The organism is Enterococcus sp. AZ177, from assembly GCF_050544585.1.
Classification (GTDB): domain Bacteria; phylum Bacillota; class Bacilli; order Lactobacillales; family Enterococcaceae; genus Enterococcus_L; species Enterococcus_L plantarum.
This window is the reverse complement of record NZ_CP172944.1, coordinates 620081-634454: the sequence shown is the minus strand read 5'-3', so window position 1 is coordinate 634454 and position 14374 is coordinate 620081. Positions and strand designations below refer to the sequence as shown.

The window sequence follows — 14374 nt, the reverse complement described above, 5'->3', positions numbered from 1 at the left end:
TCTATACTCCTTTAAACTCGCGGACGACTTCTGCGTGCTTGGGCAGAAGTATCTGGTTTAGCGTTCTCTTTTGGTATCTCTCTATTAAGATTTCGCGGCTCTGCTGAAGGTATCCCTAAATTTGATGGTGTACGAATTGCTTTCGCATTTAATTCTTTCACCGTCATATTTGGGACTACACCTAGTATTGTAAAACCAAGTTCATCTTCCACAAAACTGTCATCTTTGATTGTTTTATCAAATAATTCTAAAATGAAGGCTAACGCTATTCCGAACATAATACCCAGAGCTAACCCGATGATCAAGTTGATTTTATCGTTTGGCGAGACAGGCTTTACATTCGCTATTGCTGCTGATATAATCGTAATTTTATCAACATTTAGCATATCTTTAGCCTGCTCTTGGAAAACTAAAGCAGTCTGATTCGCTATATTTTGGGCCACGATTGGATCCGTTACTTTAGAAACAATCGAAAACATCTGTGAATTTTGTGATTGATTTACTGAAATACTTGCTTTTAATTCTTCGACAGATAAATCATTTTGATGCTCTGTTTTCATCCTTTGTTGTACTTCGGTCATTACGGTATCACTTTTGATCAAATCTTTATACGTGTTGATCATTTGTAGGTTTCCATTTATATCATTGACATTCGTTGTTTCATTTTGCGGTAATCGAACGATTAATTGCGCTTGAGAACTATACTTTGGCGTGATGACAAAGTAAGTCAATATTCCAGCAACACCTAATCCCAAAAACATACTGATAATGATTAAGCCAATACGTTTTTTTAATACTCCAATTAATTCCTGTAAACTGATTGTCTCTTCCATTTTTTCCTCCAATTAACTACATACAAATAATTATAAATTCTAGCTGAATCAAGTACAAGGTTATTCACGAAGAATCATTATCAATTATTTCAGCATTTGTTAAAATAATTGATAGATTATATTTTTAAATTATAAAATTACTTTAATATCACGGTTATTCACTTCCTAGAACTTCTTCTTGTTCCTCTAGGGATTCTGTAGTTTCTTCTTTTTCTAGCAGAGTATCGATTACATCTAATTTGTCTGACAAGTCTTTTTTTAATGTTTCATTTTTTATCTGAGGCAATTGATTAAAAATAAGAATAACATTTTCGATCGTTGCGTTACTCGTCAACACACCATCTTGCTCCATCATATCAATGGATTGTTCTATATCCTTATATTGTTTGACTTGTGCATCCATTTCATCTAACAAAGATATGATCGCTTGGTTCCATTGCGTTTCAGCTTTAGAAACACTATGCCGTATCTTTAAAATCTTTTCTGCCGTTGTACTTTCCTTTATGATCGCTTCTTCATTATTTGCTGCCCAGTTAGTCGGCGTTTGCATTAATAAAGCAGTCACTTGGTTTTGAATGTTTTTTTTATTTTTGATATCTTCTATTTTAGCTACTAATTCTTCTTTTGCTTGCCTTACTTCGGAAGTATCTGCAGTAAAATCTTTCTTTTCTACACCAAAATCGTCCGCTTCAGTCTTCAAGGTATTAATATTTAGTTGAATATCCTTTAGTTCATCTTCTTTGATTCGATCTGCTAAAAATTCTTCCTGATCGTTTTGATAAAATTGACTAATTTGTTTAGTTAGCTGGTTGATTTTTACCGTTTCATCTTTTAACGTTGATTTTATATGCTCGATTTTTCGTTGCTGTTCCTTTTTACCATTCGATCTAATTCCTAAAAGACAAATACTAATTGAAATAAGAATGACAATTATGTAAATACCTTTCCCAACCCTATTACTTTTTATCACCTTTACACCCCTTTTAACGATACCTTTCTTTAGATGTTCCATTTCTTTTGTTAGGATATTTTAGGCATACCAATCCCAAATATCTGCAGTTCATCTACTTTATTGATGCTAAAAATTCTATATAATCTGCTTGTTCAGTGGTTTCTTTAATCATTGCTTTTTCAAAGTGACCTTTGGTAAAGTCTGTTAAAGTGCCAGATATCAAATGAGTAATTGTTGCATTGCCAATTAATTCCATCCAATATCCATCTGAATCATCTTCATGTACCACTGTTTTTACCATGCCACCCGTATTTTTGACAGTGATTGTTTCATTAAATTCACCATTATTTAACAATACATACATTAAACTACTGGCACACATGGCAGTTCCACACGCACTGGTAAAGCCAACGCCACGTTCGAAGGTCCGAACAAATAGCTCGTTTTTTCCTACTATTTCTACAAAACTTACATTAACACCATCTGGAAAAATTGGATTTTCGCCATTTACATAGGTTGCAATTCGTTCAAATTCTGTTCCCATAAGCGTTTTGTGATCTACAAACGCTATCAAATGAGGATTGGGAACTGCTACGACTGAAAATCTCAGCTCACTAGATAATTCTGGGATCACTTCATCAATGATCGTATTATTTTTAGTATGCATCGGAATTGCTTCTGCTTCAAAGCGAACAGGAGAAATCTCCACTTGATATGTTGCCACTTGAGCAGCTAAATTAGGCGCTTGTCTTACTTTAAGATCTGCAAACATCGTTTCTACAGTGAACGATGTTTTGTTGTATTTTTCGGCTAAATATCTTGCAACTGTGCGCAGTCCGTTACCACACATACTGGCTTCGCTACCGTCACTATTGATTACACGCATCTTCGCTAATGATTCACCTTTAACTACTCTTTCTACAAGTAATAAGCCGTCTGCTCCATTGAGTAAACCAGTCTCTCTATCACACAAATAAGTGCGTAAATCCTCGATTTCTTCATCTGTAAAGGAACGTTTCAATTGCGTTTCATCTAATAAAAAGAAATCATTTTCTGACCCATGAACTTTTTGCATCGTTATATTCATTATAAACTCCTTTACACAGTGCTTTCTGTATTTTTATTCCTAAGTATTAGTATGCCATAAACAAAAAGAGGAAAACAGTGTAATTTACTGTTTTCCTCAAAAATTTTCTAAAAATTCTATTTTTTTCAGATTATTTAGCTGCAACGAAGCGTTTATTTACTTCATCCCAGTTTACTAAGTTCCAGAATGCTTCGATATAATCTGGACGTACATTTTTATAATTTAGGTAGTAAGCATGTTCCCAAACGTCTAAACCTAAGACAGGTGTTTTGCCATCCATCAATGGTGAATCTTGATTAGGTGTTGACGTAATTTCTAATTTGCCGTTATTTAGAACTAACCATGCCCAACCAGAACCAAAACGTCCAGTTGCAGCTGTTTTAAATTCTTCTTTTAATTTATCAAAGCTGCCGAATGCTGCATCAATAGCCTCTTTGATATCGCCAGTTGGTGCGCCGCCTGCGTTAGGGGCCATGATTTCCCAGAAGAATGAGTGGTTCGCATGTCCACCGCCATTATTACGTACAGCTGTACGAATATCTTCAGGAATACTATCCATATCAGAAATCAACTCTTCTACAGATTTAGTCCCAAGTTCAGAGTGCTTTTCGATTGCCGCATTTAAATTCGTCACATAAGTGTTATGGTGTTTGTCATGGTGTAGATGCATTGTTTCTACATCAATATAAGGTTCTAATGCATCATAAGCATAAGGTAAATCTGGTAACGTGTAAGTCATAAAAAATTCCCTCCATTAATTAGGTATAATGTTTCATACAATTATAGCATAACAGATTTTATGGTAACCTTCAAAGTAATTGCTTACAAATTTTGGGCAAAACTTGTATTTAACAGTTATCTCCTTTAAAATGACGAGTATACTCAATTTCAAGTCAGGAGAGAATTTATGAGCTCATTTATCCTTTTTAAACAGTCATTATTTCAGTTAACGCATCTCCATCAGGCTAAAAAAATGCCCTTTTGGAAAGTCATTTTATATGTTGTTTTTTTAAGCGCTATCCTTGCTCTTCCAATAACCAAACAACTTTTTTCTATAATGCAAGATATCAAAAGTGATGGTCAAAAAATTGCTTCAAAGTTACCAGATTTCACTATCACTGATGGAAAACTAAAAACAGCTAGCAAAACTGAAGGATTCATTTATCAAACAAACTCCATCATTTTTACCTTTGATCCTGAAGGGAAACGATCACTTAACGATGTCACTGCTGATTCCGTCGGCACTGCTGTTGGTTTAGGATTGTTGCAGGATGAATTTGTTGTGGCTTTCCCTAAATCAGGCGCTGCAGATTCGTTACTGGGTGCTAATCAATTTGAAATTCCTTATTCCAAAGGGACCTTAGATGGTTTAAACAGTAAAGATTTGAAAGAATCTTTAGATGGAGCTAGTTTTCCTTTTTGGATTAAACTAATTGTGTTTGTCTTTACTTTATATCCTACATTTCTTAACTTGATTTTTAATTTGCTTATGATCACAATCGGTGCAAATCTTTATAGTAAGATTCGCTTGTACAAACTACGTTTTTTAGATTGTCTAAAGATTTCAACCTATTGCGCTACACTTCCTGTGATTGCCAGTAGTATTCTACATTTTATTAACCGTTCTTTCGACGATAGCTTTTTGATTGTCTTCGTTTCTTTGGTAGTCTTTTTCTTTGCTACGCGTAATGAAACACGTCAAGAACCACCCTTAGCTTAATGTTAAATCAGATACATCTTCTTACTTTCACTGGTGTGTGGATACATGATAAAATAAATGATGAATAATACTGGTTAATCCGCAATATAATAGAGCAGTAGTAAGGAGAGAATCATTATGGGAGACTTGACTCATCGTAAAAACACACGTCACGTTAAGGTTGGAGACATAACCATTGGTGGAACTGACGAATTATTTATTCAAAGTATGTGTACAACTAAAACACATGACATTGATGGTACTGTAGCCCAGATCAAGCGTTTAGAAGAAGCTGGCTGTCAAGTTGTTCAGGTGGCAGTACCAGATGAAGCCGCGGCAGAAGCAATCGGTGCTATCAAAAGTCAGATATCGATTCCTTTAGTTGCTGACATTCATTTTGACTATCGTTTAGCCTTAAAAGCGATTGAACAAGGTGTTGATAAAATTAGAATCAATCCTGGAAATATCGGACGCAAAGATCGTGTGGAAAAAGTTGTCACTGCATGTAAATCTAAAGGTGTCCCAATCAGGATCGGTGTTAACGCGGGTTCTCTTAAAAAAAATTTCTTGCAACAATATGGTTATCCTACTGCTGAAGCGATGGTCGCTAGTGCTGTTGAGCATATAAAAATACTTGAAGATTTGGATTTTTACGATATTATTGTTTCATTAAAAGCAAGTGATGTTCAGTTAGCCATTGAAGCTTATACTCTGGCTGGGCAAACATTTGATTATCCTCTACACTTAGGAATCACTGAAGCAGGGGACCAAATTTTCTGGTGGAATAAAATCTGCAGCTGGACTTGGTGCTCTACTGTCTTTATGTATTGGAAATACTTGTCGTGTATCATTATCTGCTGATCCTGTAGAAGAAATCAAAGTGGCTAAAGAAGTCTTGAAAGCATTTGGCTTAGCAAGTAACGCGGCTACGTTGATTTCTTGTCCTACTTGCGGACGCATCGCAATTGATTTGATTCCAATTGCGAATGAAATCGAAGAATATATCGAAAAAATCAAGGCACCAATTAACGTTGCGGTTTTAGGTTGTGCCGTTAACGGACCTGGTGAAGCACGAGAAGCTAATATTGGAATAGCTGGTGGAAACGAGAAAGAGATGCTTTTCAAAAAAGGAAAGATCATTCGAACAGTTCCGGAAGAAATCATGGTTGATAAGTTGAAAAAAGAAGTTGATAGTCTTGCAGCAGCATATGCTCGTGGCGAAAAAAGATAATTTATGTAGGTGGAAAAAAGATTGTTACTTGCAATAGTTCAATCTTTTTTTGTTTGAAGGGCTTTTTTGTTACAATGAATGAGCGAGGGGGAATCAACATGGGACAACCAGTCATCTATCTAAATGAACAGATGAAAACAGGACAAGTTGAAACAATCAGACAAAGTGCTCCTGATTATATTGTTATTGATGCTACAAGAGAATCACCACAAGTGATTGAAGATGATATCGAGATCATGTTAGGTTGGGACAAAAATTTAGGTCAGCGTTTATTGGATTCTGAAACAAGCCACTTAAAGTGGGTTCAATCTATTTCTGCTGGTGTGGATACATATGATTTAGATCGCTTTTCTGAAAAAGGTATCTTACTGTCTAACGCTAGCGGAATTCATAGCATTTCAATTACAGAACATGTTTTAGGTGTTCTACTAGCTGAGTTTAGAGGTATTCGTACTAGTATCAACAATCAAGCAAATAAAGAATGGACAAGAGAGACTATTTCCTATAAACAATTGTCCATGCAAAAAATGCTAATTGTCGGCACTGGCCATATCGGTCAACAGCTTGCTAGCTTTGCAAAAGGCTTAGGTATTCAAACTTACGGTGTGAACACTTCTGGTCATGTAACGAATGGTTTTATCGAATGCTATTCTCATACAAATATGAGCCGCATCGTGAATGAAATGGATATCGTCGTGAACATTCTTCCTCTGACCGAAGATACTTATCAAATGTACAATGAGCGAATGTTTTTGGCAATGAAACGCGGAACCGTCTTTGTAAATGTTGGACGGGGACCTTCTGTTAATACCAATGATTTGATTCATGCACTAAACACAGAACAGTTACGATTTGCTGCTCTAGACGTTTTTGAAGAGGAACCGTTGCCTTCTGATAGTCCGTTATGGGACATGGACAATGTTTTGATTACGCCACATATCTCTGGTTTAACACCTGAATTCAAAACAAAACTATTAAAGATTTTTAGTCAAAATCTTACTCAATTTCTAAAAGATGGGACACTAGCTAAAAATGAAATAACCTTACATCAAGGGTATTAAACGATAAAAAATACTGTTTCGAATCATTTTATAGTGATTCGAAACAGTATTTTTTATTATTATTGATCTTTTTCCGTTTCCTTCACGAGATAAATTGGGCGTTTTTTTGTCTCCAAGAAAATTTTCCCAATATATTTTCCGATGATTCCTAGACAAAGCAACTGAAGTCCGCCAACAAATAAAATAATGCAAACCATTGATGGCCAACCACTAGTAGGATCTCCTTCGATAATCGTTCTAAAGAAGATAATCAGCATCGCAATGACTGATCCCACACATGAAAAAGCGCCAATATAAGATGCTAAATTCAGTGGTGCTTCTGAAAAGTTGACGATCCCATCAATCGAATAACTTAGTAGACTCCAAAAGGACCACGAAGTGGAACCAGCTATACGTTCGCGATTTTCATAAGAAAGATACTCTGTGTTAAACCCAACCCAACTAAAAATACCTTTTGAAAAACGATTGTACTCAGTCAATTCTAAAATAGCATCCACCATTTGACGTGTCATCAGACGAAAATCTCTCGCTCCATCTACCATCTCTGTTTCGCCGATTTTGTTCACTAATCGATAAAACATTCTAGCAAAGAAACTACGAATAGCAGGTTCACCTTCTCGATCTCCTCGTCTTGTCCCAATGCAATCCAACTCTTTATTTGTCTCTAACATTTGAATCATTTTTGGTAACAGCTCAGGTGGATCTTGCAAATCCACATCCATCACTGTAATCAAGTCCCCTTTGGCTTCTTTAAGTCCTGCATAGAGTCCCGCTTCTTTTCCAAAATTTCTAGAAAAAGAAAGATAGCGAACTTTTTCAGGGTGCTCTTTATATAACTTTCTCAGTGCGCTTAGTGTTTGATCTTTTGATCCATCATTAATAAATATGTATTCTATGTTATGTTGAATGTGTGAGCTTACTTTCTCCACTTCTTCAAAAAACAACGGAATTGATTCCTCTTCGTTGTAACAAGGAACAATAATAGATAGCATGAAATTTCCTCCAAAAAAAGTATTCTTTGTTGATTATAGCATACATCTACGACAGAATAATATAAAAACTATAAATAGTATTGCGTATTCTAATTTGTATTTACATCCAAAAACAAATCTCGAAAAAAATCAGCGTAATATAAATAACAAACATTGTTTTATCCCAATCAGAGAAAAATCATCACCGATATTAAGGACATAGCTTTTCTAAGCAAAAAAAGAATTATTTAACTATTTTTAAATAATTATTACGTTTTTTATTTTTGTTTAATTTCTAATTGAATTCCCGCAGGTAAATGGTTATCATAGATACAGTAAATGATTTTCATATACAATCCATTATTTTTGTAAAGTTAATCACTTTTATTATTAAAAAATCATCATTCATTATTAAAGGGAGACTAAATATGCTAGCAGATATTTTATTAGATGATGTTGCTCAACGTAAAATCAACGTCTTCAATCACTTATTGAGTACGGCTGACGGTACATATAGCATACATTATTTTGAGCAATTTACAGATTTTTCATACGCCCGCTTGAATTCATTATTTTCTGAAATACATGCAGACCTTATGGAAAAGCAAGGTCTTGAGTTATTAACGGTTCAAGGAAAAGTACATATCGACTCTTCAACGTTGCGTGATATTCCATATTCTCAATTTTTATTTCGCAAAAGTCTACCTTATAAGTTTTTACTTGCAACAATTTTAGAAAGAAATTACACGATAGAAAACTTTTGTAAGGACCACTTTATTAGTCGGGCATCCATTATTCGCAGACTCCAACCACTGATCAATTATTTAAAAGATTTTGACATTCAACTAAATTGTACCAAACTTCAGCTGACTGGAAAAGAAAACTTGATCCGCATTGTTTATTTAAATTTCTTTTGGATTGCCTCTTACGGAGAAGACCTATTTCTAGCTTTAGATGAAACAAAAAGAGGCTTTGATTTATTTGATCCGGAAGATCATCAGTGGATGACTTATATAGAGCCTAGAGAATGGTATTTATTAACGACAATCTCTCAATTGAGAATCAAAAAAAAGCACTTCATTATCGAACCTCCATTTAAACAACTAACTTTCCCAAAAACAAATATGTCCTTTGTAAAAGAACTAGAAAAAGCAAAAGTTCCTCAGCATTTCATCGAATGGGAAGCGACTTTTCTTTCATTTATGATGTTTTACTGGAATATTTATTTTTATGCAGACGATCCTAGAATTCGCTATGTAAAAGAATATATGGAAAGTGATCAGCAGCCATTAGGTTCTTTAATTGAGCATTTTGAAGCATTTTATCAGCCTCTATTTACAGAAAAAGCATTATCCGAAGATGAAAAAGATGTGTTGAATATAAATATTTTCACTACTTGTCTAAATCATTTTGCAATAAAAGATTCCTTACCCCTCACTATCAATTTTATGGAATCTTGTGTGAAAGAACAAAATCCTTTGTATGGACCTCTTTCTAGCAAAGTTAGAAAGTTTTTAGAAGAGATTATTTCAAATCCAGAATTTGCTTGGATTAAAAATTGTTTAGAAGATTTAGTTTATATTTGTTCATTTTTATTACTTCCTTTTTATGAACGAAGCAATACAAAATATCAATTAAATGTCGGCATTATCTTGTCACCCAACGCGATTTTCCTACAATCTCTACACGATTTTTTAGAACAAATTTCATTTATTTCCGTCTCGTTCGTTACTTCAACGTCTGAGGATGACTATGATTTTTACATAGCAGCATCAAAACTTTTATTACCAAATAAAATTAAACAAAAGGGCAATTTCCAGATAATACCCTTATCTCCCACATTAGATTATCAAGTGGCGCTTATCGATACATTACATAAAAGATATACAGCAAAATCTTCTTCTTTAGTCGTTTGATAGGTCTGTTTCTTTCTTTAGTATCGCTATCTATCCGTACTAAAAAAGTGGGGGTGGCAGCAGAAGTAACTCCCCATTATTGCTCGGAGTTAAACACTTCTGTCCCAACCTCACTTCTTTTTGTCTTTTTAATGCGTCAAAAGATGATCTGGCTATTGTTTCAAGTCTTCTTTATTTTCAGCAAATTTATAATTCGGCTCGTCTTTTTCTTCGTCGTAATCAACTAATAAATCATATCCTTTAAAAAACCAATCGTCTGTTTCTTCGATAAAGTACGTAATCTCATCAATCTCTTCTTTGACTAATGGTTGATCTGGCGCTTCTACAGACATCGCAATAGAAAAACCTTCGTGAACATCTGTCTTCCCATAAATCTTACCGTAAAATCGAATACCACTATCTGAAGTAACCCCTACTTCATCTTTGAACCATTGTTGCGCACGCGGCGTAATTGTTAATTTCATCTTAAAGTTCCTCCTAATTTAAAAACGTAGCGGGCTCGTTCAGCTCTGACTGAAAAAAAGGAAAATATGATCAAGGCGTTTTTTATCTCATTCATACTCCATCCGTTTCTTAGAGACTAGCCCACTTATCACACCTATCATTTTAGCATAGAGTCTGATTTACGAAGAATAACTTGCTTGAATTTAACCATTCATCTTTTCATCTAATAAATCAACATCGTCTGTTTCACCAACTACTAGTAAATTATCATTTTCTCTGACAATTTCTTCTGCCGCTGGAGATGCAATCACGTCTGATTTTGAGCGACGTATCGCAACTACCGTCAACCCAAAACGCTGGCGAAAGTTTAAATCACCTAACGTTTTGCCGTAAAATTTTGGATTAGAAACGCGGACTTCTGCTAACGATACTTCATTTGATAATTCAATATAATCTAAAATATTTCTAGATACTAATTTATGTGCTACTCTGATGCCCATGTCACGTTCTGGATGGACAACTAAATCAGCACCGATTTTGTCTAATACTCTTGCATGGTATTCATTCACAGCTTTAGCTAAAACATTTGGCACGCCCATTTCTTTGACCATTAATGTAACCAGAATACTTGCCTGTATATCCTCACCAATCGCAACAACAACATGATCAAAATTACGAATCCCTAGAGAGCGAAGGGTTGCTTCGTCTTGAGCATTCGCTACAACAGCATGTGTTGCGATATTCATATATTCATTCACTCGATCTTCATTACTATCAATAGCTAAAACTTCTTGCCCCGATTCAATCAAAGTCTGACAGATACTACCGCCAAATCTTCCTAAACCAATAATTGCAAAATTTTGCTTCATGTTTATGTCTCCTAGCGTTAAATTTAATTTAAGTATAACAAACAGAGTGGTAATTGAACAGAATCAGGAGGCTCCATCCCCTTACCTCAGTATTATAAAAAAAGTGAATAAGACAAACTAATACAGTTTATCTTATTCACCATAAATCGACATTTTGTTATTTTGCTAATCCGTGTTGAAACGCATAGATAGCCGCTTGTGTACGATCTTCAACGTCTAACTTTGCTAAAATATTCGAAACATGGGTTTTGACTGTTTTCAGTGTAATAAATAGTTCATCAGCAATTTCTTGATTACTACGTCCTTTGGCAATCAACATTAAAATTTCATGCTCACGATTTGTCAAATCTTCATGTAAAACAGGTTCTTGCTTTTTAGTCAAACGTTCCATCATTTTAGTCGTTACTTCTGGTTCTAGAACACGTTCTCCTCTAGAAATCGCTCGGATAGCATCTGCAATCTCATGGGCCGTTGAAGTTTTCAAGAGGTAGCCTGCAGCTCCAGCTTCGATTGCTGGATAAACTTTTTCGTCATCAATAAAACTAGTGACAATAATGATTCGTGCTTGCGGCCAATCTTTTAAAATCGCCTTTGTTGAGTCGATTCCATCCATCACATCCATGACTAGATCCATCAAAATCACATCCGGCCGTAATTCTAACGCTTTTTCATAACCGATCTGGCCATTTTCAGCTTCTCCAACTACTTCAATATCCTCTTGGATCGATAAATAGGAAGATACACCTAATCGTACCATCTCATGGTCATCCACTAACATTACTTTGATCACTTGCTATTTCCTCCTTTATTACAGGCACCTTGATTTCTACGCTCGTTCCTTGTCCTTTAAAGCTAATGATTTTAACAATACCGCCCATTCCAGCTACCCGTTCTCGAATATTTTTTAAACCGTAACTACCAGCTTTATTATCGTTTTCACTCATATCAAAGCCCACACCGTCATCTACTAAACGTAATAACACGTTTTTGTCTACTTGATGGAGATAGACTTCAAGTTCTTTTGCTTTAGCATGACGAAGTGTATTTGACAATAATTCTTGAACGATTCGAAATAAATGATCCTCAATACTATTATTTAAATGAACATCTTCAACATCCCACGTCAATTCGATTTTGATCTTCGTCTGTAATTCTTTTAATAATTGCTCGATCCCTTTACGTAAACTCTTTCCTTCTAAACTCACTGGCCGTAAGTGAAGCAATAAAGCACGCATCTCAGATTGAGAAGCATTGATGATATCGGTTACCGTCACTAATTGTTTACGAAACAATTCTGGCGTCTCACTTCGTTGCGCTTGTTCATTAAGCGCTGATAACATCATCATTGCAGCAAACAACTGTTGACTGACCGAATCGTGAAGCTCTCTGGCAAGCCTATGACGCTCTTCTTCTAATATTTCTTCTTTGGTTTCCCCGTCCATTAGCTGCGGACGGCTATTTAATAATTGCAATTCTTTTGACATTTCTAATAATTTTGTTTGGATTTTTAAAATATCTTGGTCAACTTCGCCAATGCACTGATCGTTACTCGCATGAGGGACACTTTTCGCAAGAGCTGGACTTTCATAACTGCCTCTTGCTAGTAACCGAAGTTTTTCTTCAATTCTACCATATTGTGACTTTTGTACAATAGATACAAGTAAAAATGTCGACAATCCCACCAACAGCGAGATCAAGAGCATATGGAAAATCAAAGGAATGTAAAACACTTTCCTTTGAAGTAATTCCAACATCCAATTTTTTTGTTTAATTGAATAAAAATATGAAAACAGTGTAAGTAACACAACAATAAACGTACTACAAGCAGCGTACAAAGAAAGCATCTGTCGAGAAATTTTACCCATCATACGCGAATCACCTCAAGATCACCAACCAATGTGTTTGTGATGATTTTCAAGCGGCGATTATTTGTATCAAAGTCATTACTGTATACTTTCAATGATTCATTTTTCAGATGATATTTTTCTTCTTCAAAGTTAACATTTCCGTAAAAAGTGGAATGTTCGAGTGTTACGGCAACACCTAGTGGCACTAATATTCTCGTACGGCCAAAGCCTTTACGAATAATAATGATGCTGTCATCTTTAGGCAATAATGTGTTCCCTAAATCAACGATTGTATCACCTGAAAGAACGTCTATATTGATATCATCCCATTCATAAACATTACTGCCGATCCGTTCATTGGCAAACCATGGACGTTTGAACCGACGCCCGCTTTTAGATTCAACATTCGTTGTTTCCACCATGATCATTTGTTTCTTTCTCCAAGGTGCTCGCTGCGTGATATCGACACCCGCGATTTCAACCCCTTTTAAACCAATAAATAAAACACCAAAAACTAACATCAACCAAAATGCAGGACTATTCATTACCCCAATCAAAATCAAGATAACACCCAATACTAATTGAAAATTATTAAAATTGCTACGATGAACTTTTTTCAGCGCATAGAGTGTACTTAAAATACCCAGTACTAATACGATTGCCAAGCCTGGGTTATGTATAATTTGCCATAAAGCTAATAAAAAAAGTAATGCTTCTACTACGATGAAAAAACGCCATGGGTTATTCATTTATAATCCCCCTTCCGATGAAATTAGTATACCTCGATTCTCCTATTAATGTTAGTTGCTAAAGCCCCATTTTACTATAGGACTTTAGCCCTAATTTTTTTTAACGAACCGAAACTCGTGAGCTATTTAGTCAGGTTTAAAGGGCAAGTCAAAACTAATGATAGCTTCGACTCGCCCTTCGTTCTTACTGACTGTTTGTTAACCAACCTTTATGATTCTTACTTGCATGTCTCCACCAGGAGTAGCAATTGCAACTTGATCGTTTAATTTTTTGCCGATCAATGCTTGTGCAATAGGTGAATCATTTGAAATTTTACCAGAAAAAGGATCAGCTTCTGCACTACCTACAATCGTATATTCTTCTTCATCACCATCAGGTAGTTCAATAAATGTTACTGTTTTTCCAATTGAAACTTCGTCTGAATCAACACCATCATTATCAATGATTTGAGCAAAGCGAATCATATTTTCTAATGTTGTGATGCGTCCTTCCACGAAAGCTTGTTCATCTTTCGCTGACTCATACTCAGAATTCTCAGATAAGTCGCCAAAGCTTCTTGCAATTTTTATACGTTCAACGATTTCTTTTCGTTTAACTGTTTTTAGTTCTTCTAATTCTTGTTCTAACTTTTCTTTGCCTTCAAGTGTCATAGGAAATACTTTTTCTACCATGTTAATTTCTCCTTCTTAACTTACTACAATGTTTTATTTTTAT

General features: G+C 35.2%; 16 protein-coding genes. 5 read left to right on the top strand and 11 right to left on the bottom strand.

Going from position 1 to position 14374, the window contains the following annotated elements:
• Window positions 1-11: 11 nt before the first annotated feature.
• The 4 genes from IGJ34_RS03035 to IGJ34_RS03020 form a co-directional block, all read right to left on the bottom strand.
• Window positions 12-833, bottom strand: a complete 822-nt coding sequence (locus IGJ34_RS03035; RefSeq protein ID WP_111246904.1) for a YveK family protein — start codon at window positions 831-833, stop codon at window positions 12-14.
• A 154-nt stretch (window positions 834-987) separates the two neighbouring features.
• The gene (locus IGJ34_RS03030) at window positions 988-1803 is read right to left on the bottom strand and encodes a hypothetical protein (RefSeq protein WP_430598100.1); all 816 of its coding nucleotides are present in this window, start codon (window positions 1801-1803) and stop codon (window positions 988-990) included.
• Between the two features lie 94 nt (window positions 1804-1897).
• Window positions 1898-2872, bottom strand: coding sequence for a diaminopimelate epimerase (gene dapF, locus IGJ34_RS03025; RefSeq protein ID WP_430598099.1), 975 nt, complete (start codon window positions 2870-2872; stop codon window positions 1898-1900).
• 130 nt (window positions 2873-3002) lie between these two features.
• On the bottom strand, window positions 3003-3611 hold the full coding sequence (locus tag IGJ34_RS03020; RefSeq protein WP_430598098.1) for a superoxide dismutase: 609 nt from the start codon (window positions 3609-3611) through the stop codon (window positions 3003-3005).
• A 168-nt stretch (window positions 3612-3779) separates the two neighbouring features.
• On the opposite strand from IGJ34_RS03020, the gene IGJ34_RS03015 reads away from it, so the two are divergent.
• From IGJ34_RS03015 to IGJ34_RS03000, 4 genes are all read left to right on the top strand, one after another.
• Window positions 3780-4592, top strand: coding sequence for a DUF1189 domain-containing protein (locus IGJ34_RS03015; protein WP_430598097.1), 813 nt, complete (start codon window positions 3780-3782; stop codon window positions 4590-4592).
• A 117-nt stretch (window positions 4593-4709) separates the two neighbouring features.
• Window positions 4710-5432 (top strand): flavodoxin-dependent (E)-4-hydroxy-3-methylbut-2-enyl-diphosphate synthase, encoded by a 723-nt coding sequence (locus IGJ34_RS03010; RefSeq protein ID WP_430598096.1) that lies wholly within the window; start codon window positions 4710-4712, stop codon window positions 5430-5432.
• Window positions 5326-5802, top strand: a complete 477-nt coding sequence (locus IGJ34_RS03005) for a flavodoxin-dependent (E)-4-hydroxy-3-methylbut-2-enyl-diphosphate synthase (RefSeq protein ID WP_430598517.1) — start codon at window positions 5326-5328, stop codon at window positions 5800-5802. Before IGJ34_RS03010 ends, IGJ34_RS03005 begins: the two co-directional genes overlap by 107 nt.
• A gap of 98 nt (window positions 5803-5900) precedes the next feature.
• Window positions 5901-6863: a phosphoglycerate dehydrogenase gene (locus IGJ34_RS03000; RefSeq protein WP_206838451.1), complete on the top strand. Its 963-nt coding sequence runs from the start codon at window positions 5901-5903 to the stop codon at window positions 6861-6863.
• Window positions 6864-6922: 59 nt separating this feature from the next.
• Here the strand turns inward: IGJ34_RS03000 and IGJ34_RS02995 are convergent, their stop codons facing one another.
• Entirely contained in the window at window positions 6923-7855 is a 933-nt protein-coding gene (locus IGJ34_RS02995; RefSeq protein WP_069653691.1) for a glycosyltransferase family 2 protein, read from the bottom strand.
• 407 nt (window positions 7856-8262) lie between these two features.
• Between IGJ34_RS02995 and IGJ34_RS02990 the strand changes: the two genes are divergently transcribed.
• Window positions 8263-9750, top strand: coding sequence for a helix-turn-helix domain-containing protein (locus IGJ34_RS02990; RefSeq protein WP_430598095.1), 1488 nt, complete (start codon window positions 8263-8265; stop codon window positions 9748-9750).
• Between the two features lie 152 nt (window positions 9751-9902).
• Here the strand turns inward: IGJ34_RS02990 and IGJ34_RS02985 are convergent, their stop codons facing one another.
• The 6 genes from IGJ34_RS02985 to greA form a co-directional block, all read right to left on the bottom strand.
• The gene (locus IGJ34_RS02985; RefSeq protein ID WP_069653689.1) at window positions 9903-10214 is read right to left on the bottom strand and encodes a HesB/YadR/YfhF family protein; all 312 of its coding nucleotides are present in this window, start codon (window positions 10212-10214) and stop codon (window positions 9903-9905) included.
• A gap of 183 nt (window positions 10215-10397) precedes the next feature.
• A complete protein-coding gene (locus tag IGJ34_RS02980) occupies window positions 10398-11063 on the bottom strand; it encodes a potassium channel family protein (protein WP_069653688.1) in 666 nt (221 codons plus the stop codon).
• A 157-nt stretch (window positions 11064-11220) separates the two neighbouring features.
• The gene (locus tag IGJ34_RS02975; protein WP_069653687.1) at window positions 11221-11853 is read right to left on the bottom strand and encodes a response regulator; all 633 of its coding nucleotides are present in this window, start codon (window positions 11851-11853) and stop codon (window positions 11221-11223) included.
• The gene (locus tag IGJ34_RS02970; protein ID WP_430598094.1) at window positions 11828-12931 is read right to left on the bottom strand and encodes a sensor histidine kinase; all 1104 of its coding nucleotides are present in this window, start codon (window positions 12929-12931) and stop codon (window positions 11828-11830) included. Before IGJ34_RS02970 ends, IGJ34_RS02975 begins: the two co-directional genes overlap by 26 nt.
• Window positions 12928-13659: a cell wall-active antibiotics response protein LiaF gene (gene liaF / locus IGJ34_RS02965; protein WP_069653685.1), complete on the bottom strand. Its 732-nt coding sequence runs from the start codon at window positions 13657-13659 to the stop codon at window positions 12928-12930. The genes IGJ34_RS02970 and liaF overlap by 4 nt, the downstream gene beginning before the upstream one ends.
• A gap of 198 nt (window positions 13660-13857) precedes the next feature.
• The gene (gene greA, locus IGJ34_RS02960; RefSeq protein WP_069653684.1) at window positions 13858-14331 is read right to left on the bottom strand and encodes a transcription elongation factor GreA; all 474 of its coding nucleotides are present in this window, start codon (window positions 14329-14331) and stop codon (window positions 13858-13860) included.
• Between the last annotated feature and the right edge of the window lie 43 nt (window positions 14332-14374).